Origin of the sequence: Streptomyces sp. NPDC096132, from assembly GCF_044763345.1 — a bacterium.
In the GTDB taxonomy this organism is placed as follows: Bacteria; Actinomycetota; Actinomycetes; order Streptomycetales; family Streptomycetaceae; genus Streptomyces.
This window is the reverse complement of sequence record NZ_JBIWGA010000032.1, coordinates 21,656-45,772: the sequence shown is the minus strand read 5'-3', so window position 1 is coordinate 45,772 and position 24,117 is coordinate 21,656. Positions and strand designations below refer to the sequence as shown.

Annotated in this window: 25 protein-coding genes; 16 read left to right on the top strand and 9 right to left on the bottom strand. The window is 70.6% G+C overall.

Annotated features, from left to right (window positions below; translation table 11 throughout):
• Positions 1 to 32: 32 nt before the first annotated feature.
• The 10 genes from ACIRF9_RS44400 to ACIRF9_RS44355 all read left to right on the top strand — a co-directional run bounded on the left by ACIRF9_RS44400 (position 33) and on the right by ACIRF9_RS44355 (position 8,333).
• The gene (locus ACIRF9_RS44400; RefSeq protein WP_403834890.1) at positions 33 to 980 is read left to right on the top strand and encodes a Rossmann-like and DUF2520 domain-containing protein; all 948 of its coding nucleotides are present in this window, start codon (positions 33 to 35) and stop codon (positions 978 to 980) included.
• Complete coding sequence (gene panC, locus ACIRF9_RS44395) at positions 977 to 1,978, top strand: pantoate--beta-alanine ligase (protein WP_403834887.1); 1,002 nt, start codon at positions 977 to 979, stop codon at positions 1,976 to 1,978. Before ACIRF9_RS44400 ends, panC begins: the two co-directional genes overlap by 4 nt.
• Positions 1,975 to 3,687 carry an L-aspartate oxidase gene (locus ACIRF9_RS44390; RefSeq protein WP_403834884.1) on the top strand — a complete coding sequence of 571 codons (1,713 nt, stop codon included), beginning with the start codon at positions 1,975 to 1,977 and terminating at the stop codon, positions 3,685 to 3,687. Before panC ends, ACIRF9_RS44390 begins: the two co-directional genes overlap by 4 nt.
• Positions 3,688 to 3,692: 5 nt before the next feature.
• Positions 3,693 to 4,676 carry a carboxylating nicotinate-nucleotide diphosphorylase gene (gene nadC / locus ACIRF9_RS44385; protein ID WP_403834881.1) on the top strand — a complete coding sequence of 328 codons (984 nt, stop codon included), beginning with the start codon at positions 3,693 to 3,695 and terminating at the stop codon, positions 4,674 to 4,676.
• A 16-nt stretch (positions 4,677 to 4,692) separates the two neighbouring features.
• Complete coding sequence (locus ACIRF9_RS44380; RefSeq protein ID WP_133910510.1) at positions 4,693 to 5,490, top strand: type III pantothenate kinase; 798 nt, start codon at positions 4,693 to 4,695, stop codon at positions 5,488 to 5,490.
• Between the two features lie 175 nt (positions 5,491 to 5,665).
• Positions 5,666 to 6,373: a hypothetical protein gene (locus ACIRF9_RS44375; RefSeq protein ID WP_403834977.1), complete on the top strand. Its 708-nt coding sequence runs from the start codon at positions 5,666 to 5,668 to the stop codon at positions 6,371 to 6,373.
• Between the two features lie 82 nt (positions 6,374 to 6,455).
• Positions 6,456 to 6,635 (top strand): hypothetical protein, encoded by a 180-nt coding sequence (locus ACIRF9_RS44370; RefSeq protein WP_403834877.1) that lies wholly within the window; start codon positions 6,456 to 6,458, stop codon positions 6,633 to 6,635.
• Positions 6,636 to 6,815: 180 nt separating this feature from the next.
• Positions 6,816 to 7,199 (top strand): BlaI/MecI/CopY family transcriptional regulator, encoded by a 384-nt coding sequence (locus ACIRF9_RS44365; RefSeq protein ID WP_403834975.1) that lies wholly within the window; start codon positions 6,816 to 6,818, stop codon positions 7,197 to 7,199.
• Positions 7,200 to 7,223: 24 nt separating this feature from the next.
• A complete protein-coding gene (locus tag ACIRF9_RS44360; RefSeq protein ID WP_403834874.1) occupies positions 7,224 to 7,772 on the top strand; it encodes an amino-acid N-acetyltransferase in 549 nt (182 codons plus the stop codon).
• Positions 7,773 to 7,997: 225 nt separating this feature from the next.
• Positions 7,998 to 8,333: an Lsr2 family protein gene (locus ACIRF9_RS44355; RefSeq protein WP_403834871.1), complete on the top strand. Its 336-nt coding sequence runs from the start codon at positions 7,998 to 8,000 to the stop codon at positions 8,331 to 8,333.
• Here ACIRF9_RS44355 and ACIRF9_RS44350 read toward each other — a convergent pair.
• Positions 8,312 to 8,884 carry an SCO3374 family protein gene (locus ACIRF9_RS44350; RefSeq protein WP_403834868.1) on the bottom strand — a complete coding sequence of 191 codons (573 nt, stop codon included), beginning with the start codon at positions 8,882 to 8,884 and terminating at the stop codon, positions 8,312 to 8,314. The two genes, ACIRF9_RS44355 and ACIRF9_RS44350, sit on opposite strands and share 22 nt — an antisense overlap.
• Before the next feature lie 432 nt (positions 8,885 to 9,316).
• On the opposite strand from ACIRF9_RS44350, the gene ACIRF9_RS44345 reads away from it, so the two are divergent.
• Positions 9,317 to 11,842 carry an ATP-dependent Clp protease ATP-binding subunit gene (locus ACIRF9_RS44345; protein WP_403834866.1) on the top strand — a complete coding sequence of 842 codons (2,526 nt, stop codon included), beginning with the start codon at positions 9,317 to 9,319 and terminating at the stop codon, positions 11,840 to 11,842.
• 82 nt (positions 11,843 to 11,924) lie between these two features.
• Here ACIRF9_RS44345 and ACIRF9_RS44340 read toward each other — a convergent pair whose 3' ends face one another.
• Positions 11,925 to 12,560, bottom strand: coding sequence for an HAD family acid phosphatase (locus ACIRF9_RS44340; RefSeq protein WP_403834863.1), 636 nt, complete (start codon positions 12,558 to 12,560; stop codon positions 11,925 to 11,927).
• A 533-nt stretch (positions 12,561 to 13,093) separates the two neighbouring features.
• On the opposite strand from ACIRF9_RS44340, the gene ACIRF9_RS44335 reads away from it, so the two are divergent.
• On the top strand, positions 13,094 to 13,672 hold the full coding sequence (locus ACIRF9_RS44335) for a M23 family metallopeptidase (protein WP_403834861.1): 579 nt from the start codon (positions 13,094 to 13,096) through the stop codon (positions 13,670 to 13,672).
• Between the two features lie 13 nt (positions 13,673 to 13,685).
• On the opposite strand, the gene ACIRF9_RS44330 is transcribed toward ACIRF9_RS44335, so the two are convergent.
• A complete protein-coding gene (locus tag ACIRF9_RS44330; RefSeq protein ID WP_403834858.1) occupies positions 13,686 to 14,273 on the bottom strand; it encodes a TetR/AcrR family transcriptional regulator in 588 nt (195 codons plus the stop codon).
• Between the two features lie 169 nt (positions 14,274 to 14,442).
• On the opposite strand from ACIRF9_RS44330, the gene ACIRF9_RS44325 reads away from it, so the two are divergent.
• From ACIRF9_RS44325 to ACIRF9_RS44315, 3 genes are all read left to right on the top strand, one after another.
• Positions 14,443 to 16,026, top strand: a complete 1,584-nt coding sequence (locus ACIRF9_RS44325; protein WP_403834856.1) for an MDR family MFS transporter — start codon at positions 14,443 to 14,445, stop codon at positions 16,024 to 16,026.
• Positions 16,027 to 16,157: 131 nt separating this feature from the next.
• Positions 16,158 to 16,640, top strand: a complete 483-nt coding sequence (locus tag ACIRF9_RS44320; protein ID WP_403834853.1) for a helix-turn-helix transcriptional regulator — start codon at positions 16,158 to 16,160, stop codon at positions 16,638 to 16,640.
• Positions 16,637 to 17,071 (top strand): VOC family protein, encoded by a 435-nt coding sequence (locus ACIRF9_RS44315; RefSeq protein WP_403834850.1) that lies wholly within the window; start codon positions 16,637 to 16,639, stop codon positions 17,069 to 17,071. Before ACIRF9_RS44320 ends, ACIRF9_RS44315 begins: the two co-directional genes overlap by 4 nt.
• A 55-nt stretch (positions 17,072 to 17,126) precedes the next feature.
• On the opposite strand, the gene cseC is transcribed toward ACIRF9_RS44315, so the two are convergent.
• The 5 genes from cseC to ACIRF9_RS44290 form a co-directional block, all read right to left on the bottom strand.
• Positions 17,127 to 18,461: a two-component system sensor histidine kinase CseC gene (cseC, locus tag ACIRF9_RS44310; protein ID WP_403834847.1), complete on the bottom strand. Its 1,335-nt coding sequence runs from the start codon at positions 18,459 to 18,461 to the stop codon at positions 17,127 to 17,129.
• A 20-nt stretch (positions 18,462 to 18,481) separates the two neighbouring features.
• Positions 18,482 to 19,180 carry a two-component system response regulator CseB gene (gene cseB, locus ACIRF9_RS44305; RefSeq protein ID WP_403834844.1) on the bottom strand — a complete coding sequence of 233 codons (699 nt, stop codon included), beginning with the start codon at positions 19,178 to 19,180 and terminating at the stop codon, positions 18,482 to 18,484.
• A 195-nt stretch (positions 19,181 to 19,375) separates the two neighbouring features.
• Entirely contained in the window at positions 19,376 to 20,059 is a 684-nt protein-coding gene (locus tag ACIRF9_RS44300; protein ID WP_403834842.1) for a hypothetical protein, read from the bottom strand.
• Positions 20,044 to 20,586 (bottom strand): SigE family RNA polymerase sigma factor, encoded by a 543-nt coding sequence (locus tag ACIRF9_RS44295; protein ID WP_403834840.1) that lies wholly within the window; start codon positions 20,584 to 20,586, stop codon positions 20,044 to 20,046. The genes ACIRF9_RS44300 and ACIRF9_RS44295 overlap by 16 nt, the downstream gene beginning before the upstream one ends.
• A 295-nt stretch (positions 20,587 to 20,881) precedes the next feature.
• Positions 20,882 to 21,805, bottom strand: coding sequence for an A/G-specific adenine glycosylase (locus ACIRF9_RS44290; protein WP_403834837.1), 924 nt, complete (start codon positions 21,803 to 21,805; stop codon positions 20,882 to 20,884).
• Positions 21,806 to 22,068: 263 nt separating this feature from the next.
• Here ACIRF9_RS44290 and ACIRF9_RS44285 point away from each other — a divergent pair, with 263 nt between their 5' ends.
• Positions 22,069 to 22,890 carry a hypothetical protein gene (locus tag ACIRF9_RS44285; RefSeq protein WP_403834836.1) on the top strand — a complete coding sequence of 274 codons (822 nt, stop codon included), beginning with the start codon at positions 22,069 to 22,071 and terminating at the stop codon, positions 22,888 to 22,890.
• Between the two features lie 30 nt (positions 22,891 to 22,920).
• On the opposite strand, the gene disA is transcribed toward ACIRF9_RS44285, so the two are convergent.
• A complete protein-coding gene (gene disA / locus ACIRF9_RS44280; protein WP_399094961.1) occupies positions 22,921 to 24,045 on the bottom strand; it encodes a DNA integrity scanning diadenylate cyclase DisA in 1,125 nt (374 codons plus the stop codon).
• Between the last annotated feature and the right edge of the window lie 72 nt (positions 24,046 to 24,117).

The following is a 24,117-nucleotide window of genomic DNA, read 5'->3' as shown; positions in this document are numbered from 1 at the left end:
CGCGCGGACTGGAACGGGAAGGCCGCCCTCGAGTGAGTGCATTTCAACAACCAGACCCCAGGGACCGCCCCGCACGGCTGACCGTCGGCGTCGTCGGCGCCGGCCGCGTGGGCCCCGCCCTGGCCGCGTCGCTCCAGCTTGCCGGACACCGCCCGGTGGCCGTCTCCGGAGTCTCCGACGCCTCCCGGCGGCGGGCCGCGCTGATGCTGCCCGAGGTGCCGCTGGTGCCGCCCTCCGAGGTCCTCCGGCGGGCCGACCTGGTGCTGCTCACGGTCCCCGACGACGCCCTGCCCGGGCTGGTGCAGGGCCTCGCCGACACGGGCGCCGTACGCCCCGGACAGCTCCTCGTGCACACCTCCGGGCGCTACGGCGCGAAGGTCCTCGACCCCGCCCTGCGCGCGGGCGCGCTGCCGCTGGCCCTGCACCCGGCGATGACGTTCACCGGGACGCCCGTGGACGTGCAGCGGCTGGCCGGCTGCTCCTTCGGCGTCACCGCCCCCGACGAGCTGCGGCTGGCCGCCGAGGCCCTCGTCATCGAGATGGGCGGCGAACCGGAGTGGATCGCCGAGGAGAGCCGCCCGCTCTACCACGCGGCCCTCGCACTGGGCGCCAACCACCTGGTCACGCTCGTCGCCCAGTCCATGGAGCTGCTGCGCGCCGCCGGCGTCGAGGCACCCGACCGGATGCTCGGCCCGCTCCTCGGCGCCGCCCTCGACAACGCGCTGCGCTCCGGCGACGCCGCGCTCACCGGCCCCGTCGCGCGCGGGGACGCCGGCACCGTCGCCGCGCACGTCGCCGAGCTGCGCCGGCACGCCCCGCAGACCGTCGCCGGGTACCTGGCGATGGCCCGGGCGACCGCCGACCGCGCGCTCGCCCACGGACTGCTCAAGCCGGAACTCGCCGAGGACCTGCTCGGCGTCCTCGCGGGCCGGGCCGACGGCGCCCCCGGCACCCACGGCACCGAAGGAGACGCCGGATGACCACCACCCTCCTGCGCACCGCCGCCGAACTGCACGCACGCGCGCGGGCCGGCCGCCGGGCCGTCGTGATGACGATGGGCGCCCTCCACGAGGGCCACGCCACCCTCGTCCGCACCGCCCGCGAGCTCGCCGGGCCGGACGGCGAGGTCGTCGTGACCGTCTTCGTCAACCCGCTGCAGTTCGGCAAGGGCGAGGACCTCGACCGCTACCCGCGCACCCTGGACGCCGACCTCAAGATCGCCGAGGAGGCGGGCGCGGACGTGGTGTTCGCCCCGTCCGTGGACGAGGTCTACCCGGGCGGCGAGCCCCAGGTCCGGGTCAGCGCCGGCCCGATGGGGGAGCGCCTGGAGGGCGCCTCGCGCCCCGGCCACTTCGACGGCGTCCTCACGGTCGTCGCCAAGCTGCTGCACCTCACCCGGCCCGACGCGGCGCTGTTCGGGCAGAAGGACGCCCAGCAGCTCGCCCTGATCCGCCGTATGGTCCGCGACCTGAACTTCGGCATCGAGATCGTCGGCGTCCCGACCGTCCGCGAGGACGACGGCCTGGCCCTGTCCAGCCGCAACCGCTACCTCTCCGCGAAGGAGCGGCGCACCGCGCTCGCGCTGTCGGCGGCGCTGTTCGCCGGCCGCGACCGGCACGCCGCCCAGGAGGCGCTGCGGGCACGCGCGCGTGAGGTGCCCGCCACCCAGGCGCGTGCCGAGGCGCTCAGCGCGCTGGGGGAGTCCCGCGCGGCGGCCGACGCGCACGCCGTCGCCCAGGCCGCCCCCGGCAACCCGGCCGCCGTCCGCGCGGCGGCCCGGCTGGTGCTGGACGAGGCCGCCCGGCTGGACCCGCCGCTGGAGCTGGACTACCTCGCGCTCGTCGACCCGTCGGACTTCACGGAGATCACCGGGAACGAGGACGACTTCACCGGCGAGGCCGTCCTCGCCGTCGCCGCCCGGGTCGGGACGACCCGGCTGATCGACAATCTCCCCCTCACCTTCGGAGCCGCCTCGTGACCAGCACAGGCATACGACTGCACGCGCCCGCGCCCGGGTGGAGCATCGACGCGGACGTGGTCGTCGTCGGCTCCGGCGTCGCCGGCCTGACCGCCGCCCTGCGCTGCGAGGCCGCGGGACTCAACACCGTCGTCGTCACCAAGGCCCGCCTGGACGACGGCTCCACGCGCTGGGCGCAGGGCGGCATCGCCGCGGCCCTCGGCGAGGGCGACACCCCCGAACAGCACCTGGACGACACGCTGGTGGCGGGCGCGGGTCTGTGCGACGAGGACGCCGTCCGGATCCTCGTCACCGAGGGCCCGGACGCCGTACGGCGGCTGATCGAGACCGGCGCGCACTTCGACGAGTCCGCCGAGGGCCGCCTGGAGCTCACCCGCGAGGGCGGCCACCACCGGCGCCGGATCGCCCACGCGGGCGGCGACGCGACCGGCGCGGAGATCTCCCGCGCGCTCGTCGAGGCGGCCCGCGCGCGGGGCGTGCGGATGATCGAGAACGCGCTCGTCCTGGACCTGCTCACGGACGCGGGCGGCCGTACGGCGGGCGTCAGCCTGCACGTGATGGGCGAGGGCCAGCACGACGGCGTGGGCGCCGTGCACGCCCCCGCGGTCGTCCTCGCGACCGGCGGCATGGGCCAGGTCTTCTCGGCCACCACCAACCCGTCCGTGTCGACCGGCGACGGCGTGGCGCTCGCGCTCCGGGCGGGCGCGCAGGTCAGCGACCTCGAATTCGTGCAGTTCCACCCGACCGTGCTGTTCCTCGGCCCGGACGCGGAGGGCCAGCAGCCGCTGGTCTCCGAGGCCGTACGCGGCGAGGGCGCCCACCTGGTCGACGCGGACGGCGTGCGCTTCATGGTCGGGCAGCACGAACTCGCCGAGCTGGCGCCCCGGGACATCGTCGCCAAGGGCATCATGCGCCGCATGCAGGAGCAGGACGCCGAGCACATGTTCCTCGACGCCCGCCACTTCGGCGCCGACATGTGGGAGCACCGCTTCCCGACGATCCTCGCCGCCTGCCGCGCCCACGGCATCGACCCCGTCCAAGAGCCCATCCCGATAGCCCCGGCGGCCCACTACGCCTCCGGCGGAGTGCGCACCGACTCCCGGGGCCGGACGACCGTCCCCGGCCTGTACGCGTGCGGCGAGGTCGCCTGCACCGGCGTGCACGGCGCGAACAGGCTCGCGTCCAACTCGCTCCTGGAGGGCCTGGTCTACGCGGAGCGGATCGCCGCCGACATCGCCGACAGCCACGCCGGCGAGGGCCTGCACGCGCGCGTGCCCGCCCCGGTGGAGCACCCGGAGAAGCCCGCGCATCCGCTGCTCGGCGCCGAGGCCCGGTTCGCGATCCAGCGGATCATGACGGAGGGCGCCGGCGTGCTGCGCTCCGCCGAGTCCCTCGCCAAGGCCGCCGACCAGTTGCAGCGGCTGCACACCGAGGCCCGCGACGCGCTCGACGAGAACGGCAAGACCGCCGAGCCCGGCGTCGACACCTGGGAGGCCACCAACCTCCTGTGCGTGGCCCGCGTCCTGGTCGCCGCCGCCGCGCTGCGCGAGGAGACCCGCGGCTGCCACTGGCGCGAGGACCACGCCGAACGCGACGACACGACGTGGCGCCGCCACATCGTCGTACGGCTGAATCCGGACCGCACGCTCGCCCTACACACCACCGATACCGCAGACTTCCCCCCTACCCGGCAGCACCAGGAGCAGTGACAGACGTGAGCACCCCCGACCTTCCCCTCGCCAGCGGCGGCTGCGGCGACGGCTGTGCCTGTGGCGCCGACGGCGACGCCACCGGCGAGGACTACCTGGAGTGCGGTCTCGATCCCGCGCTCGCCCAGCTCCTGGCCGAGGCAGGGCTCGACCCCGTCGAGGTCGAGGACATCGCCAACGTCGCGATCCAGGAGGACCTGGACCACGGCGTGGACGTGACGACGGTCGCGACCATCCCCGAGGAGGCGGTGGCCACCGCCGACTTCACCGCGCGCGAGGGGGGCGTGGTCGCGGGCCTCCGGGTCGCCGAGGCGGTCGTCTCGGTCGTGTGCACCGACGAGTTCGAGGTCGAGCGGCACGTCGAGGACGGCGACCGGGTGGAGGCCGGCCAGAAGCTGCTGTCGGTCACCACGCGCACGCGTGACCTGCTCACCGCCGAACGCAGCGCGCTGAACCTGCTGTGCCGCCTCTCCGGCATCGCGACGGCCACGCGCGCGTGGGCGGACGTCCTGGACGGCACGAAGGCACGCGTGCGGGACACCCGCAAGACCACGCCGGGCCTGCGCTCCCTGGAGAAGTTCGCGGTCCGCTGCGGCGGCGGCGTCAACCACCGCATGTCCCTGTCGGACGCGGCCCTGGTCAAGGACAACCACGTCGTCGCCGCGGGCGGCGTCGCCCAGGCATTCAACGCCGTGCGCGAGGCCTTCCCGGACGTGCCGATCGAGGTCGAGGTCGACACCCTGCACCAGCTCCGCGAGGTCGTGGACGCGGGCGCGGACCTGATCCTGCTGGACAACTTCACGCCGGGCGAGTGCGCGGAGGCCGTGGGCATCGTCGGCGGACGCGCCCTGCTGGAGGCGTCGGGCCGGCTGACCCTGGACAACGCCAAGGCGTACGCCGACACCGGCGTCGACTTCCTGGCCGTGGGAGCCCTCACCCACTCCTCGCCGATCCTGGACATCGGCCTGGATCTGCGGGACGCGGAGTAGGGAGCGGGTACCGGTCATGCTGCTGACGATCGACGTGGGGAACACGCACACGGTGCTCGGCCTGTTCGACGGTGAGGAGATCGTCGAGCACTGGCGGATCTCCACCGACGCGCGCCGTACGGCCGACGAGCTCGCGGTCCTGCTCCAGGGCCTGATGGGCATGCACCCGCTGCTCGGCGTGGAGCTGGGCGACGGCATCGACGGCATCGCGATCTGCGCGACCGTCCCCTCGGTGCTGCACGAACTGCGCGAGGTGACCCGCCGCTACTACGGCGACGTCCCCGCCGTCCTCGTCGAACCGGGAGTCAAGACCGGTGTGCCGATCCTCTTCGACAACCCCAAGGAGGTCGGCGCCGACCGCATCATCAACGCGGTCGCCGCGAACGAGCTCTACGGCGGCCCGGCGATCGTCGTCGACTTCGGCACGGCGACGACGTTCGACGCGGTGAGCGCGCGGGGCGAGTACGTGGGCGGCGTGATCGCCCCCGGCATCGAGATCTCGGTGGAGGCCCTGGGCGTCAAGGCGGCCCAGCTCCGCAAGATCGAGGTGGCCCGCCCCCGCAGCGTGATCGGCAAGAACACGGTCGAGGCCATGCAGTCCGGCATCGTCTACGGCTTCGCCGGCCAGGTCGACGGCGTGGTCACCCGTATGGCCCGGGAGCTGGCGGAGGACCCCGACGACGTCACGGTCATCGCCACGGGCGGGCTGGCCCCCATGGTCCTGGGCGAGTCCTCGGTGATCGACGAACACGAGCCCTGGCTGACCCTGATCGGCCTGCGCCTGGTCTACGAGCGCAACGTCTCCCGCATGTGACCCCGGGCTCCCTTCCACGGGGAGCCCGAGGGGCGGATCCGGGAGAGGGCCAGGGGTGGATCCGGTGAGGGCCAGGGGGCGGATTCGGGCGCGCCACACCAGTCCGTTATGTCGAATTTGTCTGATTAGCGCGTATCGTCACCGCATGCCCACGCCCTACGGATCCCGCGGCGGCATGGCGTTCGGCGCGGAGGAGCTGCGTGTGCTCCGCCGCGCCCTCGCCCTCGCCCTCCACCCCGGTCCCGCCTGTGCCGAGGACGTACAGGACTGCCATCGCCTGGCCGAATCCCTCGACGAGGCCGTGCGGGAGGCCGCCCGGCTGCGGGCCTTCCTGGTGGCCGACCTCGGCCGCTACCGCGCCGCCCTCCCCGGCGCCGCGGCCGGCTACCTCAGGCTCCTGGAGGAGGTCCTGGCCGCGGGCCACCTGCCCGGCCCCGACGACCTCGCCGCCCTGCGCGCCCTGCGGGGCGATCCGGCCGCCGCCGCCCTCCTGGACCGCTGCCAGACGCTCGCCGAAGCCGACGTACGGGCCCGTCTCGCCCGCCGTACGGCCCGCCCGGCCTCCGTGGCCACCCCGACGGTCCCGGCGTCCCGTACCCGCCTTCTGGCGCTTCCCGGGGGCCGTTCCGGCGAGGCCTGCGACCTCCTCGCGGCCGATGCCGAGGAACCGCGCGAGGAGCCGCGCGAGAAACCCGCCGAGAAGCCCGCCGCGCCCGGCCCCGGTCCCGTCCCCGTGAAGCCCCCCGGTCCCCAGCCCGAGCGCCGTCCCGTCCCCACCCCGGGCGAGGTCTTCCCGCGCCGCAAGCCCACCCCGCCGCCCGCCGAGCCGGAGCACGGGCAGGAGCAGGGGCTGCAGCGGCCGCGGACGCTGGCGGCCGGCTGAGGCGTCCGTGCCGCTTCGCGCGCGAGGCGGCACGACCCGACCCCGGCCCTTCGTCCCGTTCCTCCCTGGCTACCCTGGATCCATGGACTATGTCTCCGCGCTGGTGCCCCCCGTCGTCATGGCCGCGTTCTTCATCGGTGTGATCAGGGTGATCGTCAAGACCCAGGGGGGCGCCAACAAGGGCAAGGAGGACGCGGCCGTCGACGCCGCCCTCGCCCGCGCGGAGGGCACCCGCCGGGCCTCCGCCGGCACCGACGCCTGACCCTCGCGTCCCGCGACCCCCACGCCCCGCGGCGCCCCCGGCGTACGGCTCCCATCGGAGTCGTACGCCCTTTTTGTTCCTGTTTGGCATCGAAAGTGCACGTCCGGCACGCGATTGGCGAGATCTCCCACTATTGTTCTGAGAGTGCCTCGCCCATTGGGAGAACTCGAAGACGCGGTCATGACGCGGGTGTGGAAGTGGAACCGCCCGGTGACCGTTCGAGAAGTCCTGGAAGACCTTCAGCAGGAACGGTCCATCGCGTACACCACGGTGATGACCGTTTTGGACAATCTCCATCAGAAGGGCTGGGTGCGCCGCGAGGCCGAAGGCCGGGCCTATCGATATGAGGCGGTCTCCACCCGCGCCGCCTACGCCGCCGCCCTCATGAACGACGCCTGGGCGCAGAGCGACAACCCCGCCGCCGCTCTCGTCGCCTTCTTCGGGATGATGAGCGACGAACAGCGCCAGGCGCTGCGTGACGCCGTACGGATCGTCCAAGGTCCGGAATCATCCGAAGCCGCAACTGCGGGCAGTGGCGGGGAGAACCCCGGCTCGGCAACCTGAGGCGGCGGGCGATAGCGTCCGCACATGTCCGCAGAGAGCCCCTCCGCCGAGAACCCCGAAGTCACCGCTAAAGCCATCACCGTCCGGCGGGCCCGGACCAGCGATGTCCCCGCCGTACGCCGACTCCTTGACGCGTACGTCCGGGGCAGCATCCTGCTCGACAAAGCGACGGTGACCCTTTACGAGGACATCCAGGAGTTCTGGGTCGCCGAACGCGACGACAACGCCGAGGTCGTCGGCTGCGGTGCGCTGCACGTCATGTGGGAAGACCTGGCTGAAGTGCGCACTCTCGCGGTCAAGCCGGGCCTGAAGGGCGCCGGCGTGGGCCACCAGTTGTTGGAGAAGTTGCTGCACACCGCGCGCTGGCTCGGCGTTCGCCGTGTTTTCTGCCTGACCTTCGAAGTGGACTTCTTCGCCAAGCACGGCTTCGTGGAGATCGGTGAGACGCCGGTGGACACCGATGTCTACGCCGAGCTGATGCGTTCCTATGACGAGGGCGTAGCGGAGTTCCTCGGACTCGAACGAGTGAAACCGAACACCTTGGGCAACAGCCGGATGCTTCTGCATCTGTGATCGTGGCCGCCCATTCCGGCCGACCGCCCTTGCCCGGTGCCCTATGTCCGAAACGCGTACGTTTCCGGGCGAGGGGCGGGTCGTCGGTCTCTGCCAGGGGTTTGTGTTTTCTCAGCAAAAGCGGTTTGCTTTCCGACGTACTGCAGTACTGCATATAACAGGGCGCGGCTAAACGGCGGACGCCGCGGACACCCGTCCCTCACGTTATCGATGAAAGGAAATCCGGTGGCACAGAAGGTTCAGGTCCTTCTTGTCGACGACCTCGACGGCGGCGAGGCGGACGAGACCGTGACGTTCGCGCTGGACGGCAAGACGTACGAGATCGATCTCACGACTGCCAATGCGGACCAGCTGCGCGGGCTTCTCGAGCCCTATGTGAAGGGCGGCCGTCGTACCGGAGGCCGTGCTTCGGGCGGGCGTGGAAAGGCGCGTGCCGCTTCCGGCAGCAGCCAGGACACCGCTCAGATCCGCGCGTGGGCGAAGGAGAACGGTTTCGAGGTCAATGACCGTGGCCGCGTTCCGGCGACCATTCGCGAGGCTTACGAGAAGGCCAACGGCTGAGCGCGGGAGCACCGCAGTCGGACACGGTGACAGTGCGTCGCCAGCGTGTCCACCAGCCGCACCAGATCGGGGGCGTCTCCCGCGCCCCCCAACGCCGACACCGTCGGCAGCGAGGCCTCGGCCTCGCACCCCGCGACGGGGGGCCGCACCCAGACCGCGGCCCCCTGCAACGGCCCGGAAGCCTCCCGTCCCGGGGGGAGCGGTGCCTCCATGAGCCCGCCCGCTCCGATCGCCGTCAGATCCAGGGGGAGTGCGCCCCACTCCAGCCACTGAAGGATCCCCGGCAGCTCCTCAGCGCTGCCCGCGGCCACCAGCAGCCGCATCCGCCCGCCTCCCACGGCCACCGGCGAGCCCGGCGCCAGGCGCCCGAGCGCCGCGTGCCCCGCCTCCGCGGGCACGTCCAGGACGTCGAAGCGCTCGCCCACCAAAAGTCGTACCGGTGTCCCGGGCACCGTCGCCCATCCCAGTTCGTTCTCGTACCAGCCGCGGATCCGGCCGTCCGGGTCGGCGGGGTCGAGCGGACGCCGGGGGAGGGGCACTGAGCGAACCATGCCGAGTAAAACCGTCCCCAAGACCCCACGGTTACGTTGCGCGCCGTCAAGACTGCGCAGAGTGTCGAAAAAGGGGGCGCGCAGAGAGCTCGGGAGGCGCAAGGTTGTTCGCCCGTAGCGGAGGGAAAGGGTGCGCACGGCATGGACTGTCAGTGCCGGCGGGTAAGACATCCCTAGTGGGAGGGGGCGACACGCAGGAAAGGACGTCTCGCGTTCGCCATCGGCGTACTGATGGTGAGGGTAACCACCTGGCCTGCGGGAACATCGTCTCGCACCATCGGGTTGGAGCAGATGTCGGCGTTAGCGGGGTCAGGAGGCCATCGACGGTGTCGGCAGTTGGAATGAGCGGTCCCCGCTTGCGGGACTAAGCTGCGGAAGGACAGGGAGGGGAAGTTCCCCCCACTGCCTGACCGCTCTGAGGAGCGATTAACGATGTTCGAGAGGTTCACCGACCGCGCGCGGCGGGTTGTCGTCCTGGCTCAGGAAGAAGCCCGGATGCTCAACCACAACTACATCGGCACCGAGCACATCCTCCTGGGCCTGATCCACGAGGGTGAGGGTGTCGCCGCCAAGGCCCTTGAGAGCCTCGGGATTTCGCTCGAGGCGGTCCGCCAGCAGGTGGAGGAGATCATCGGCCAGGGCCAGCAGGCCCCGTCCGGGCACATCCCCTTCACCCCCCGTGCCAAGAAGGTCCTGGAGCTGTCGCTCCGCGAGGCCCTTCAGCTGGGCCACAACTACATCGGCACGGAGCACATCCTGCTCGGCCTGATCCGTGAGGGCGAGGGCGTCGCCGCCCAGGTCCTGGTCAAGCTGGGCGCTGATCTCAACCGGGTGCGGCAGCAGGTCATCCAGCTGCTCTCCGGCTACCAGGGCAAGGAGACCGCCGCCGCCGGCGGGCCTGCCGAGGGCACCCCCTCGACGTCCCTGGTCCTCGACCAGTTCGGCCGGAACCTCACCCAGGCCGCTCGTGAGTCCAAGCTCGACCCGGTCATCGGGCGCGAGAAGGAGATCGAGCGGGTCATGCAGGTGCTGTCCCGCCGTACCAAGAACAACCCGGTCCTGATCGGTGAGCCCGGCGTCGGCAAGACCGCCGTCGTCGAGGGCCTCGCCCAGGCCATCGTCAAGGGCGAGGTGCCCGAGACCCTCAAGGACAAGCACCTCTACACCCTGGACCTCGGCGCGCTGGTCGCCGGCTCCCGCTACCGCGGTGACTTCGAGGAGCGCCTGAAGAAGGTGCTCAAGGAGATCCGCACCCGCGGCGACATCATCCTGTTCATCGACGAGCTCCACACGCTGGTCGGTGCGGGTGCCGCCGAGGGCGCCATCGACGCGGCTTCCATCCTGAAGCCGATGCTGGCCCGCGGTGAGCTCCAGACCATCGGTGCGACCACGCTCGACGAGTACCGCAAGCACCTGGAGAAGGACGCGGCCCTGGAGCGCCGCTTCCAGCCCATCCAGGTCGCCGAGCCGTCCCTGCCGCACACGATCGAGATCCTCAAGGGTCTCCGTGACCGGTACGAGGCGCACCACCGCGTCTCCATCACCGACGAGGCGCTGGTCCAGGCCGCCACCCTGGCCGACCGGTACATCTCGGACCGCTTCCTGCCGGACAAGGCGATCGACCTGATCGACGAGGCCGGCTCCCGGATGCGCATCCGCCGGATGACCGCTCCGCCGGACCTCCGCGAGTTCGACGAGAAGATCGCCGGCGTCCGGAGGGACAAGGAGTCGGCCATCGACTCCCAGGACTTCGAGAAGGCGGCTTCTCTCCGCGACAAGGAGAAGCAGCTCCTGGCCGCCAAGGCCAAGCGGGAGAAGGAGTGGAAGGCCGGCGACATGGACGTCGTCGCCGAGGTCGACGGCGAGCTGATCGCCGAGGTCCTCGCCACGGCCACCGGCATCCCGGTCTTCAAGCTGACCGAGGAGGAGTCCAGCCGCCTGCTCCGCATGGAGGAGGAGCTGCACAAGCGGGTCATCGGCCAGAACGACGCCGTCAAGGCGCTGTCGAAGGCGATCCGCCGTACGCGTGCCGGTCTGAAGGACCCGAAGCGTCCGGGTGGCTCGTTCATCTTCGCCGGCCCGTCCGGTGTCGGTAAGACCGAGCTGTCCAAGGCGCTCGCCGAGTTCCTCTTCGGTGACGAGGACGCGCTGATCTCCCTCGACATGTCGGAGTTCAGCGAGAAGCACACGGTGTCGCGTCTCTTCGGTTCCCCGCCCGGATACGTGGGCTACGAAGAGGGCGGCCAGCTGACCGAGAAGGTCCGCCGCAAGCCGTTCTCCGTCGTCCTCTTCGACGAGGTCGAGAAGGCCCACCCGGACATCTTCAACTCGCTGCTGCAGATCCTGGAGGACGGTCGCCTGACCGACTCCCAGGGCCGGGTCGTGGACTTCAAGAACACGGTCATCATCATGACGACCAACCTCGGCACCCGGGACATCTCCAAGGGCTTCAACCTGGGCTTCGCGGCGTCGGGCGACTCGAAGAGCAACTACGAGCGCATGAAGAACAAGGTGTCGGACGAGCTCAAGCAGCACTTCCGCCCCGAGTTCCTCAACCGCGTCGACGACGTGGTCGTCTTCCCGCAGCTCACGCAGGAGGACATCCTGCGGATCGTCGACCTGATGATCGGCAAGGTGGACGAGCGCCTGAAGGACCGGGACATGGGCATCGAGCTCTCCCAGTCCGCCAAGGAGCTGCTGTCCAAGAAGGGCTACGACCCGGTGCTGGGCGCGCGTCCGCTGCGTCGCACGATCCAGCGCGAGATCGAGGACACGCTGTCGGAGAAGATCCTCTTCGGCGAGCTGCGCCCCGGTCACATCGTGGTCGTGGACACCGAGGGCGAAGGCGAGACCAAGACCTTCACCTTCCGCGGCGAGGAGAAGTCGGCCCTGCCCGACGTCCCCCCGATCGAGCAGGCGGCCGGCGGCGCCGGACCCAACCTGAGCAAGGACGCGTAAGCGTCACAGCGGCAAGGGCCGCCGTGGAACTCCGGTTCCACGGCGGCCCTTTCTGCGTCCGGCGCTCAGCCGCGCGGCAGCCTCAGGACAACTGGCCGTCGTAGTCCGGCAGCTTGTACGTCTTCTCGGCGTGGCCGCCCGACAGGTCGGTGGTGCTGTTGCCGATGTTCGCGATGATCGTGTAGCCCTTGTTCTCGATATCGACGCGCTGGGCGGTCTTGTAGGCGGCGACGTCCTTGAAGAGGTCGATCAGGCTGCGGACGTAGAGTCCGGAGACCTTGTAGCCGACGTACTTGAGGTTGTAGTCGGTGAACGAGTAGATGATGCCGGGGCGGGCGGTGACGAAGAACAGCGAGACGCCGTGCTCCTGGGCGTACTTGGCGACCTCGAGGACCGGCTTGTTGGCGGGCTGCGGGTAGCTGAAGCCGAAGTCGGTCTCCAGTGTGGTGTTGTCGATGTCGAAGACGATCGCCTGCTTCTCGCCCGACTTCACGGCGGCGATGCGCTGCTTCAGGTACGGCAGGGCCTCGTTCATCACGGTCTGGCAGTCCGCCTGCCAGGTGGTGTAGTCGACGTCCTCCGCTGCGGCCGCGGTGGCGACGGTGGAGATGCTGGTGGCCGTAGCGGCCTGGGCGCCGGCCGGGACGGCCATCGCGGTGGCGGCGGCCGTGGCCACCGCTGTCATGGCTATGCGGCGCTTCCAGGTGCCTGTGGTCATGTGGGGTCCTCTCGCGTCCTGGCCTGCCTGTGTCGAGGGCATGCTGTTCTGTGGGGATGGCCTGAGGGGAACCAGCGGGTTACCGGGGGAAACCTGCGGGTTACTGGACGGTAGAGGTGAGTGAGACCCCGCTCACAGACCCGTGCAGCGTTCGTGACCGGGGTCACAAGTGGCCTGCGGGGTGGAGGAGTAGCCCTCGTCACATTCCGAAGTCCCTTGAGGCGGGCGGCCGGTGACAAGCGGCACAGGTCATTTGTCCGGTACTAGGGCGGATAGTGGCAGGCCGAATATAGGCAAAAGGGACATAGCCCTCGGATCCCCCTAGGGGTTACGGGCCTCCGGCGTGCATCGCCCTCAAATCGGGCGAGAACGGACCTCTGTCAAGAAGTGGGAGGTTTTGTGGTGAAGTACTAGCTTCCGTCGTACGTCACACGTTTGGGGGTCTATCGACCTCGGGGTTACCAAGGGATGGCCCACCCGGCAGGCGTTCGAGCGCCGGGCGGTTTCTTTGTCCCCGAACCCATGAGGTCTTCATGTTCCAGCGCGTCACTTCCCGTTCTTCCCGTACGTCCCTGCTCCGCACCCGCGTGGCCGTCGGGGTCGCCGCCCTGGGTGCCACGGCCGTGCTGGGAACCGGAGTGGCGTCCGCCGCTGCACCCGCCGCCGCGCCCGCCGCCAAGACGGCCGTCTCGGCCGGCTGGGTCAAGCCGGTGGCGCACTACACCAAGTCCGCGAGCTTCCACCAGGCCGGCGCCATGTGGCAGTCCACCCACAGCGGCCAGGACTTCGCCGTGCCGAGCGGCACCAAGGTCGTGGCCGCCCATGGCGGCACCGTGGTCAAGGCCGGCGGCAACGGCGCCGGTGACGGCCCGGCCTACGGCAACGCCATCGTCATCAAGCACGGCAACGGGACCTACTCCCAGTACGCCCACCTCTCCCGCGTGGACGTGAAGATCGGCCAGATAGTCAAGACCGGCCAGCGCATCGCCCTGTCCGGCAACACCGGCAACTCCAGCGGCCCCCACCTGCACTTCGAGATCCGTACGACCGCGAACTACGGCTCGGCGATCGACCCGGTGAAGTTCCTGCGCGCCAAGGGCCTGGCCATCTGACGATGACGGGTGATCAGGTGCCCTGATGCGCCTGGGTCACGAGATCGACGGCGACCTCGAGGACGGCTGCGCGCTTGTCCTCGGGGTCGCCTTCGAGGTCCTGGAGGAAGAACATGCCGGCGTGCAGCGTGAAGATCGCGCTCACGCAGCGGACCTGGTCCGTCAGGGGGGCGTCCGGGTCGATGAAGATGTCCCGCAGTCCGCGCATGCGGTCCTTGAACGAGTCGCCGATCTGCAGTTCCCGTACCGTCGCCTGGTTCTCCTGCATGAAGCGGAAGAGCGGGGCCGCGTCGGCGAGGGCCTGGCTGTAACGCCGTACGATCTCCCGCTTGGTCTCCAGGGTGTGCGGCTGCTGCCTGCCCCACTCGATCAGCTCTTCGATCGGCTTCGTCAGATCCGTGAAGATGCTGACGACAATGTCTTCCTTCGTCTTGAAGTGGTAGTACAGAGCCGCCTTCGTGACCTCCAGTCGCTCCGCGATCTCGCGGAGGGAGGTCTTCTCGTAGCCCTGCTCGGCGAAGAGTTCGAGCGCGACGTCCTGGATGCGCTGGCGGGTGTTTCCGCGGCGCTGCTGCTTGGTGCCGTCCATGGTGACGTCCATCCTCGTACTCCTCGAGCTCTCCTGGAAAGTTACTTGCCGCCCGGCTAGTTCGACACCAGAAACTTACTTGACGACCGGCTAGTGACGGGGCTACTTTCCCCAGTGTAGTGAACTAGCCGGGCGGCAAGTAAGTGGGCGGCCCGCAGCAGTACCCAGGGGAGTGGGAACGATGGCGGACACGAAGACGGCCGAGACGGAGCCGGAGAAACAACCCAGGAGCGTGCGGGTCGTCCTGCTCGCCCTGATGATCACCATGATGCTCGCGATGCTCGACAACATGATCGTGGGCACCGCGATGCCGACGATCGTCGGCGACCTCGGGGGCCTGGAGCACCTGTCGTGGGTCGTCACCGCGTACACCCTCGCGACCGCGGCCGCCACCCCGATCTGGGGCAAGCTCGGTGACATGTACGGGCGCAAGGGCGCCTTCATGTCGTCGATCGTGATCTTCCTGATCGGTTCCGCGCTCAGCGGCATGGCCCAGAACATGGGCGAGCTGATCGGCTTCCGCGCCGTGCAGGGCCTCGGCGCCGGCGGTCTGATGGTCGGTGTCATGGCGATCATCGGCGATCTGATCCCGCCCCGGGAGCGCGGCAAGTACCAGGGCATGATGGCCGGCGTCATGGCGCTGGCGATGATCGGCGGCCCGCTGGTCGGCGGCACGATCACCGACAACTGGGGCTGGCGCTGGTCCTTCTACATCAACCTGCCGCTCGGCGTGGTGGCCCTCGCCGCGATCAGCGCCGTGCTGCACCTGCCGAAGAAGCGGGCCAAGGCGGGCATCGACTACCTCGGTGTCGTGCTGCTGACCGTGGGCATCACCTCGATCGTCCTCGTCACCACCTGGGGCGGCACGGAGTACGCCTGGACGTCCGCGCGGATCATGGAGCTGATCGGGATCGGCGTCGCCACGCTCATCGGCTTCGTGTTCTGGCAGACCAAGGCCGCCGAGCCGATCGTGCCGCTGCACATCTTCCGCAGCCGCAACTTCACCCTGATGTCCCTCATCGGCTTCATCACCGGCTTCGTGATGTTCGGCGCGACCCTCTTCCTGCCGCTCTACCAGCAGTCGGTGCAGGGCGCCTCCGCGACCAACTCCGGGCTGCTGCTCCTGCCGATGCTCGGCGCGATGCTGGTGACCTCGATGGTCGCGGGCCGGGTGACGACGAACACCGGCAAGTACAAGGTGTTCCCGGTCGTCGGCAGCGTCCTGATGGTCGTCGGGCTGTACCTGCTGTCGACCATGGACACCGGCACCTCGCGCCTCACCGCCGGCGTCTTCATGGCCGTCGTCGGCCTCGGTATGGGCTGCCTGATGCAGATCACCATGCTGGTCGCGCAGAACAGCGTGCAGATGAAGGACATGGGCGTCGCGTCCTCCTCCACCACCCTGTTCCGTACGCTCGGTTCCTCCTTCGGTGTCGCGATCATGGGCGCGCTGTTCAACAACCGTGTCCAGGACGTCATGGCCGAGCGGGCCGGCGCGCTGGGCTCGAAGATCACCGAGCAGTCCGCGCAGCTCGACGCCGCCAGCCTGGCGAAGCTGCCGGCAGCCGCCCGCGAGGCCTACCAGCACGCGGTGTCGGCCGGTACCCACTCGGCGTTCCTGCTGGGTGCGGTGGTCGCGGTGGCCGCGCTGATCGCGGCGGTGTTCGTCAAGGAGGTACCGCTGAAGGGAGCGGGGCCGCAGAAGGCGGACGAGGACTCGGCGGACGGGGCGGGTGTGGCTCCGCCGGTCGTCGAGGCTGTCTGATCCGATCCTGAGTTCGAAGGCCTCCGGGTGTCCGCCCCGGGGGCCTTCGTGGTGCCTGAGGGCTCTGCCCCCGGACGGGCTGAGTGTGCCGGCCGGCACCGATGTCAGTACCCCGTGCCACCATCGGCCCCATGGACAGACTCCGGCAGTTGCGGCTCGCCAAGGACGCCATGGACCGTGACTGGGCCGATCCGGAGCTCGATCTGGACGCCGTGGCGGCACACGCCGGGTACTCCCGCTACCACTTCGTACGCGCCTTCAAGGCGACCTACGGCGAGACACCCGGCCAGTACCTCACCCACCGCCGGATCGAGCGGGCCGAGGAGATGCTCCGCAGCGCCGATCTGAACGTCACCGAGATCTGCCACCTGGTCGGCTTCAGCAGCCTCGGCACCTTCTCCGCCCGCTTCAAGACCCGCACCGGACTGACCCCCAGCGAGTACCGGGCCCGGCACGTGGGCCGCGGCGCCGCGCTGATCCCCGGCTGCTACGCGATGCTCTGGGCCGGCGGCTTCCCCACCTCCAGGAGCGCAACTTTGAAGAAGCGCCCCGCCCCCGGCCCTGCCTACGGTGACGCACAGAGCCCCTCGCAGGACAGGAGAGCAGAGCCATGATCAAGGGCCTGGGCATCACCACCGTGTGGACCTTCGACCAGCAGCGCACCAAGGCCTTCTTCACCGAGAAGCTCGACTTCGAGGTCCGCGACGACGTGTCCATGGGGGACATGCGCTGGATCACCGTCGGGGCCAAGGACCAGCCCGGCGTGGAGCTGGCCCTGATGAGCCTCGACGGGCCCGGCCTCGACCCGGAGTCCTCCGAAGCGCTGAAGAAGCTCGTCGGCAAGGGCGTGATCGGCGCCGGCGCCTTCCGCACGGACGACTGCCGCGGCGACTACGCGACCTTCCGGGCACGGGGCGTCGAGTTCCTCCAGGAGCCCCAGGAGCGGCCGTACGGCATCGAGGCGATCTTCCGCGACGACAACGGCAACTGGAACTCGCTGACCCAGCGCAGCGAGGAACTGGACTTCTCGAAGGACTTCGGGTGAAAGGCCGGAGGGCCCTCGGGTGAAGGGCTTCGGCTGACCGGAGCCCTGCCGCGGCCTACGGCATCATCGGGTAGCTCCCCGTGTTCGTCGGCGCGTGCTCCGGGAGCCACAGGACGGCCACGGCGCCCTCCGCCGGTATGTGCTCCGGCGCCCCCGCGGGCCGTACGTTGCGGAAGGTGAGCCGGGCGCCGAGGACGCGGGCCTGGCCCGCCGCGATGGTCAGACCGAGTCCGTGGCCGTGTCCGGCGCGGTCGGCGCTGCCGGTGCGGAACCGGCGCGGGCCCTCGGCCAGCAGGTCCTCGGGGAACCCGGGGCCGTGGTCGCGGACCCGGATGACGCGGCCCTCGACGGTGACCTGGATCGGGGACCTACCGTGCTTGGCGGCGTTGGCGATGAGGTTGAACAGGACCCGCTCCAGACGCCGGGGGTCCGTCGTGACCATCGACTCGTGGACCACCCGCACCTCGACGTCCGGGTCCTTGGCCGCCACCCGCCGCGCGACGAACTCACCCAGCACGATGTCCTGCAACTCCGCCCGCTCCGAGGCACTGTCCAGGCGGGCCACCTCCAGGACGTCCTCCACGAGCGTGCGCATGGCCTTGGCGCGGTCCAGGACGAGCTCGGTGGGCCGGCCGGGCGGGAGGAGCTCGGCCGCCGTCAGCAGGCCGGTGACCGGGGTGCGCAGCTCGTGCGCGATGTCGGCGGTGACCCGGCGCTCGGCGTCCAGCCGCTGCTGCAGCGCGTCCGCCATCGCGTCCACCGCGCTCGCCAGATCGTCGGTCTCGTCCCGCACCACTCCGCCGATGGCGGCCCGGACCCGCACATCGGACTCGCCCTTGGCGACCTGGTTGGCCGCGGCCGCCGCCTTGCGCAGCCGGCGCGAGAGCTGCCCGCCGATCAGCACCCCGAGCGCGCTGCCGCCGAGGACGACCGCGATCGACCCGATCACCAGGGCCTGGTCCAGGTCGTTGAGGATGTCCGTGCTGCGGTCGGTGAACCCGGTGTGCAGGGACATCACCTGACCGTTCTTGAGCGGCACGGCCGCCCAGATGTCCGGCACGCCCCCCGCGCGGTCGGACACATACGTCACCCGGCGCCCTTCGGCGACCTTCTCCCGCACCTCCGAGGGCAGCCGGGAGTCGTTGATCTTGATGTTGGGGAAGTTGGGCCGCCCCGTCAGCTCGTAGTTGCGCTGGGCGATCTGGACGCGCTCGTCCGCGAGGTCGCGCGCGTTGTCCAGCATCGACACCCGGGCGGCGTTGTGCACGACGAGGCTGAGCGCGATCGCCACCAACGCGCCGACCAGCGCGATCGCCGCGCTCAGCTTCCACCGCAGACCCGTACGGATGCCCTCGCCCCCCGCCCGGGCGGGAACCAGATGCCGGATCATCCCCCTCACCCCCCGCCCGCTCAGGCCTTCAACTTGTAGCCGAAGCCACGGACCGTCTCGATGCGGTCCTGGCCGATCTTCGTGCGCAGCCGCTGCACATGGACGTCCACGACCCGGGTGTCACCGCCCCAGCCGTAGTCCCAGACGCGCTCCAGCAGCTTGTCCCGCGACAGGACCGTGCCCGGAGCGGAGGAGAACTCCAGCAGCAGACGCATCTCGGTCGGGGTCAGGGCCACCGGCCGGCCGGCCTTGCGGACCTCCATGCCCTCGGTGTCGACCTCCAGGTTGCCGAAGGTGAGCACACCGCCCGCGGGGGAGGCATCCTCGGCCCGGTCCCCGCCGCCCGCGTGCCCGAAGCGGCGCAGCACCGCACGGATCCGGGCGACCAGCACGGCCCCGTCGAACGGCTTGGTCACATAGTCGTCGGCGCCGGCCTCCAGGCCCAGAACCACGTCGATGGAGTCTGCGCGCGCCGACAGCATGATCACGGGCACGGTGGACTCGTCCCGGATGCGCCGGCACAGACTCACGCCGTCCAGGCCGGGCACCATGACGTCGAGCAGGGCGATGTCGGGGCGGTCGGCCCGGAACGCGTCCAGGCCGGACAGGCCGTCGGGCATCGCGGTGACCACGAAGCCGTCCCGCTCCAGGGCGAGCTGGGTGGCCTCGCGGATGACGTCGTCGTCCTCGACGAACAGGACGTGGGTCTGGTCTGCCATCCCGGTGCTCTCAGTCCTCGTGTTCGGTGGTCCGTCTGTCTGGGCGCCCCTTGAGGGGACGCGCAGGGCGTCTGCCGCGTTCACTCCCGGTGCGCCCACTCATTGATCGCAACGAGCGGCCCGATCGGTTCACGGTTCCGGAAGTTTTTTCCGGCCGGCCGCGACTTCCGCGCAGGACATCCTCTCCCGGCCAGGTCAGCCGCTCTTCGGCACCGCCGTCACGTCCCCGCCCACGCTGCTGTAGTCGTTGTGGATGCTGAACTGCTTGATGAAGCGATCCGCGGTGGTCCAGCGGTAGGTGATCACGTTCTCGCCGGACGGATCGGAGACGGAGTCGCCCTTCGCGTACACCTGCTTGGTCACCACCAGATCGCCGCGGTCTATCTCCGCGTAGACCGGGGGCTCCTCGGCCTTGAACACGTTCTCGTACCGGTCGTCCTGCTCCCGGTACACATACGAGCCGACACCGACCGCGTCTCCGCAGGTCAGCACGTTCACGACGATGTCCGTGGTGGGGCCGCCGGTCAGATCGCCGTAGGAGACGTCGACCGGGTACTCGTCGCCGACGCACGGCTTCAGCTCGCTCTTGACCTCCGCCGAGACCGCGGGGTCGTTCATGACGAGCTGGATCGCGTCCGTCTGGGAGGGGGTGCCGGAGGGCGCGACCGAGGGCGACACCGTCGTACCGCCGCCCACGCCGTCGGCGTGCGCGGGACCCTCGTCACGGGTGCCGGTGCCGCCGGTGGCGCACGCGGACACGAAAAGGGCGAGGGCGGCGAGCACGGTCACCGCCGTGATCGCCGCCTGGAAGGTGCCTCGGGCCGGTGTGGGCCCTGCCTGGGCCGGTGTCGGCCCGGCCTCGGTCAGGCCGCCGCGCAACGCTCCCGCTCCTCACGCTCCAGCGCGCGTGCGTCCAGATCGCGGGCTTCCAGCTCCTCGCGGAGCCGGGCGAGCGCCCGGTGCAGCGTGCTCTTGACCGTTCCCGCGGACATACCGAGGGCGGCGGCCGTCTCCTCCGTGGACATCTGCTCCCAGTGTCGCAGCACCACGACACTGCGCTGTTTCGGAGCGAGCACCTTCATGGCGTCCATCAGCAGGGCGCGGTCCGCGTGCTGTTCGGTGGAGTCGTCGATGCAGGCGTCCGGGAGCTGCTCGGTGGGGACTTCCTCCAGCTTGCGGGCCCGCCACCACTCGGTCCGGGTGTTGATCATGACCCGACGCAGATAGGCGTCCGCGAGCCGCTTGTCCGCGATGCCCTCCCAGCGGCCGTACGTCCGCGCCAGGGCCGTCTGCAGCAGGTCCTGCGCGTCGACCGGGTCCGGGACCAGCCGGCGGGCGCTGCGCAGCAGCGCGTCCTGCCGGGTGCGGACGTACTCCTCGAACTCGAGCACCTCGCCCATGGTCATCCCCTCCGTTTTCCCCGTTCCGGCTCGCGGTCGTCCGCCGGTTTCCTGCCTGAGGTCTGTCGCCCCCGTGCCCTCGGTGGGCACGCAAAAGAAGCTACGGAGGTGTTGTCACGGGGCTGTGCGGAGCAGCCTGCGGCCAGCCCTCGGCTGTCCGTCGGTTGTGTAACGGAAATAGGTTCTGGGTAAAGAGGCACGCCGAAGTCTGCGTCTATATGCCGATTTGCCCGGCCGGTGGGCGTGACAAAGGCTGGGCTTCGGCTGTGAGGAAGCCCGTTGTCTGTGAAGTGACCGTGCGTCAGGTCAGCGGCAGGCGGTACAGCCCGTCCGGCAGCGGCTCCACCAGTCCGTCCGCGACGAGGCCGTCCAGGGCACGCGCGCGCTGCACCGGTTCGTGCCACACGCGGTCCAGCGCCGCCTGCGGCACGGGCGCGTGCGCCTCCCGCAGCACGGCGAGCAGCTTGCCGCGCACCTGCCGGTCCGTGCCGGCGTACGTCTGCCCACGGCGCGGCGGGCCGTCGTGCTCCGGTTTGCCCGCGAGCCGCCAGGCGCACCGCGCGGCGATCGGGCAGCGCACACAGGTCTCGTTCTTGGCCGTGCACACGAGCGCGCCGAGCTCCATGGACGCGGCGGCCCAGCGGGCGGCCGTCCCCTCGTCCTCGGGCAGCAGGGCGCGCGCCAGCTTGCGCTCGGCGGCCGTGGTGGCGTTCGGCGGGTACTGCACCCCCGTGACGGCCCGGGCGAGGACCCGGCGCACGTTGGTGTCCAGTACGGCGTGCCGCTGGCCGTACGCGAAGGAGGCGACGGCCGCGGCCGTGTACTCGCCGATGCCGGGCAGTGCCAGCAGCTGCGCGTGGTCCGACGGTACGTCGCCGCCGTGCCGTTCCGTTATGGCCACCGCCGCTCCGTGCAGCCGCAGGGCACGGCGCGGGTAGCCGAGCCGCCCCCATGCGCGCACGGCCTCGCCGGGTGCCTCAGCGGCCAGGTCGGCGGGGCGCGGCCAGCGGGCGAGCCACTGCTCGTAGACCGGCAGGACGCGGCTGACCGGCGTCTGCTGGAGCATGAACTCGCTGACCATCACGCCCCACGCGCCGGCCTCGGCGTGCCGCCAGGGCAGGTCGCGGGCGTTCTCCTCGAACCAGTCGATGACAGGGAAGTGCAGGTCCGCGCCGGGCTCGGCGTCGGCGGGGCTGCTGTGCGGGGGCTTCGTGGGCGCAGTCATGGCCCTTCCGATCCTGCCATGCGGGATGGGGCACACGTGCGTACCGCCACTCGTCCGGGGTCCGGCCCAGGAGCGAGGCCGTGGGCGTGCGCCCCCCGCTCATGGCCAGAGGTGCAAGGCACGCCCCTGCAAACGGGAGGGACGGGTGCGGGCAGTTGAGCCGGGGACCGGGGTGCGGGGTCCGGGATGATGATCCGGAAAAGTTGTACTCCGGGCGGCGGGTGGGGCCAGCGAACGCGGCGATCTCTCGTACAGTTTGCGCCGTGGGATCTCTGCGCAATCCGATCGGGCCGCTTCCCTCCTCCATCTACTGGCGTCGGAGGGTCGTACTGCTGTCCGTGATCGCCCTGTTGGCGCTGCTCATCACGTGGATCGTCACCTCGGGCGGGGGTGGCGGCGACAACGGAGCCAAGGGGTCCAGCGGCAAGAATCCCGCGTCCTCGATCACGCCGGGGCCCTCCGGTTCGGGGCCCGCGATCAGTCAAGCCCCGGGCGGGCGTGACGAGTCGAGCGAGAGCGCCACCAGCGGCTCGGACTCCGGGTCCGGATCCGGCTCGGACACGGGTTCGGGGGACGGCGGCTCGGGCTCCGGCGGCTCCGGCTCCGACGCGGGCAGCGGCGGCACCGACGACGGGGCCAACGGCAGTGGATCGAGTACGACGCTCCCGGCCGGCACCACGCTGCCCAACTGCACCGCCAGCGTGGTCAAGTTGAGCCTGCGCAGCGTCCGCAACAGCTACTCGCCCGACGAGACGCCCACCTTCCAGCTCATCGCGAAGAACTCCTCCGGCAGCGACTGCAAGGTCGACCTCGGGCCGAAGACCGCGGTGTTGACGATCACTCAGGCGAGCAGTGACGACGACTACTGGTCGTCCGCCGACTGCCCCAAGGTGTCCGGCAGTCTGCTGTACCGGGTGCCGGCCGGGGGTGGCTTCACGTACACCGTGAAGTGGGACCGCAAGCCGAGTGCTCCCGAGTGCGCGACGCCTCCGGCGGGGTCGGCCGCCGCGGGGACCTATCTGGTGGAGGCGAAGGCGCCGGGGTTCGCGAAGGCACAGACGTCGTTCGTGCTGTCTGCCGACTAGCTGCGCTGCGCGTAGCCGCGGGCCACCGAGTCAGACGTACCGCTCCAGGATCGACGACTCCGCCAGTCGCGACAGCCCCTCGCGGACGCTTCGCGCCCTCGCCTCGCCCACGCCGTCCACCGTCTGGAGGTCGTCGACGCTGGCGGCGAGGAGCTTCTGGAGGCCGCCGAAGTGCTCCACCAGGCGGTCGATGATGGCACCGGGCAGCCGGGGAACCTTGGCCAGCAGACGGAAGCCGCGCGGGGAGACCGCCGAGTCGAGCGCCTCGGGAGAGCCGGTGTAGCCCAACGCCCGGGCCACCGTGGACAGTTCTAGGAGCTCGGCGTGGGAGAGCGCGTCCAGCTCGGACAGCGCCTCGTCGACCGTGCGGGAGCGCTTGGCGGTCGGCTCGGGGACGTAGTCCCGGACCACCAGCTCGCGCTCGGGCTCGAGGCCCGCGATCAACTCGTCGAGCTGGAGGGCCAGCAGTCGGCCGTCCGTGCCCAGTTCGACCACGTATTCGGCGATTTCGGTGGCGATGCGGCGGACCATCTCCAGGCGTTGCGCCACCGCGGAGACGTCCCGGACCGTCACGAGGTCCTCGATCTCCAGCGCTGACAACGTTCCCGCGACCTCGTCCAGACGGAGCTTGTAGCGCTCCAGGGTCGCCAGGGCCTGGTTGGCGCGGGACAGGATCGCGGCGGAGTCCTCCAGCACGCGACGCTGGCCGTCGACGTACAGGGCGATCAGGCGCATCGACTGGGAGACCGAGACGACCGGGAAGCCGACCTGCTTGGAGACCCGGTCCGCCGTGCGGTGCCGGGTGCCCGTCTCCTCCGTGGGGATCGTGGGGTCCGGCACCAGCTGGACGCCGGCGCGCAGGATCTTCGACAGGTCGGAGGAGACCACGATGCCGCCGTCGAGCTTGCACAGCTCCCGCAGTCGCGTGGCCGTGAACTCGACGTCCAGGTCGAAACCGCCCGTGCACATCGTCTCGACGGTCTTGTCGGAGCCGAGCACGATGAGCCCGCCGGTGTTGCCACGGAGAACCCGCTCGAGGCCGTCACGCAGGGCCGTGCCCGGAGCCACCGCGCTCAGCGCGGCGCGCATCAGGCCCTCGGCACCGGAACTCCCACCGGACTTTCCGGGAGCTGCTGCCCGGTCGTTGGCTGCCACTGCACTCCTCCGGTCGCAGGTTCTGAGGCGCTCCCGTTTCGCGCACTCTGTTCGTACGGACGGGCGAGACCA

Excerpts from the sequence above, each read along its gene's own strand:
- panC (WP_403834887.1), top strand. The coding sequence starts at position 977 with ATGACCACCACCCTCCTGCGCACCGCCGCCGAACTGCACGCACGCGCG.
- ACIRF9_RS44380 (WP_133910510.1), top strand. The coding sequence starts at position 4,693 with ATGCTGCTGACGATCGACGTGGGGAACACGCACACGGTGCTCGGCCTG.
- ACIRF9_RS44375 (WP_403834977.1), top strand. The coding sequence starts at position 5,666 with ATGGCGTTCGGCGCGGAGGAGCTGCGTGTGCTCCGCCGCGCCCTCGCC.
- ACIRF9_RS44370 (WP_403834877.1), top strand. The coding sequence starts at position 6,456 with ATGGACTATGTCTCCGCGCTGGTGCCCCCCGTCGTCATGGCCGCGTTC.
- ACIRF9_RS44365 (WP_403834975.1), top strand. The coding sequence starts at position 6,816 with ATGACGCGGGTGTGGAAGTGGAACCGCCCGGTGACCGTTCGAGAAGTC.
- ACIRF9_RS44360 (WP_403834874.1), top strand. The coding sequence starts at position 7,224 with ATGTCCGCAGAGAGCCCCTCCGCCGAGAACCCCGAAGTCACCGCTAAA.
- ACIRF9_RS44350 (WP_403834868.1), bottom strand. The coding sequence starts at position 8,884 with ATGGTTCGCTCAGTGCCCCTCCCCCGGCGTCCGCTCGACCCCGCCGAC.
- ACIRF9_RS44345 (WP_403834866.1), top strand. The coding sequence starts at position 9,317 with ATGTTCGAGAGGTTCACCGACCGCGCGCGGCGGGTTGTCGTCCTGGCT.
- ACIRF9_RS44340 (WP_403834863.1), bottom strand. The coding sequence starts at position 12,560 with ATGACCACAGGCACCTGGAAGCGCCGCATAGCCATGACAGCGGTGGCC.
- ACIRF9_RS44335 (WP_403834861.1), top strand. The coding sequence starts at position 13,094 with ATGTTCCAGCGCGTCACTTCCCGTTCTTCCCGTACGTCCCTGCTCCGC.
- ACIRF9_RS44330 (WP_403834858.1), bottom strand. The coding sequence starts at position 14,273 with ATGGACGTCACCATGGACGGCACCAAGCAGCAGCGCCGCGGAAACACC.
- ACIRF9_RS44325 (WP_403834856.1), top strand. The coding sequence starts at position 14,443 with ATGGCGGACACGAAGACGGCCGAGACGGAGCCGGAGAAACAACCCAGG.
- ACIRF9_RS44320 (WP_403834853.1), top strand. The coding sequence starts at position 16,158 with ATGGACAGACTCCGGCAGTTGCGGCTCGCCAAGGACGCCATGGACCGT.
- ACIRF9_RS44315 (WP_403834850.1), top strand. The coding sequence starts at position 16,637 with ATGATCAAGGGCCTGGGCATCACCACCGTGTGGACCTTCGACCAGCAG.
- cseC (WP_403834847.1), bottom strand. The coding sequence starts at position 18,461 with ATGATCCGGCATCTGGTTCCCGCCCGGGCGGGGGGCGAGGGCATCCGT.
- cseB (WP_403834844.1), bottom strand. The coding sequence starts at position 19,180 with ATGGCAGACCAGACCCACGTCCTGTTCGTCGAGGACGACGACGTCATC.
- ACIRF9_RS44295 (WP_403834840.1), bottom strand. The coding sequence starts at position 20,586 with ATGACCATGGGCGAGGTGCTCGAGTTCGAGGAGTACGTCCGCACCCGG.
- ACIRF9_RS44290 (WP_403834837.1), bottom strand. The coding sequence starts at position 21,805 with ATGACTGCGCCCACGAAGCCCCCGCACAGCAGCCCCGCCGACGCCGAG.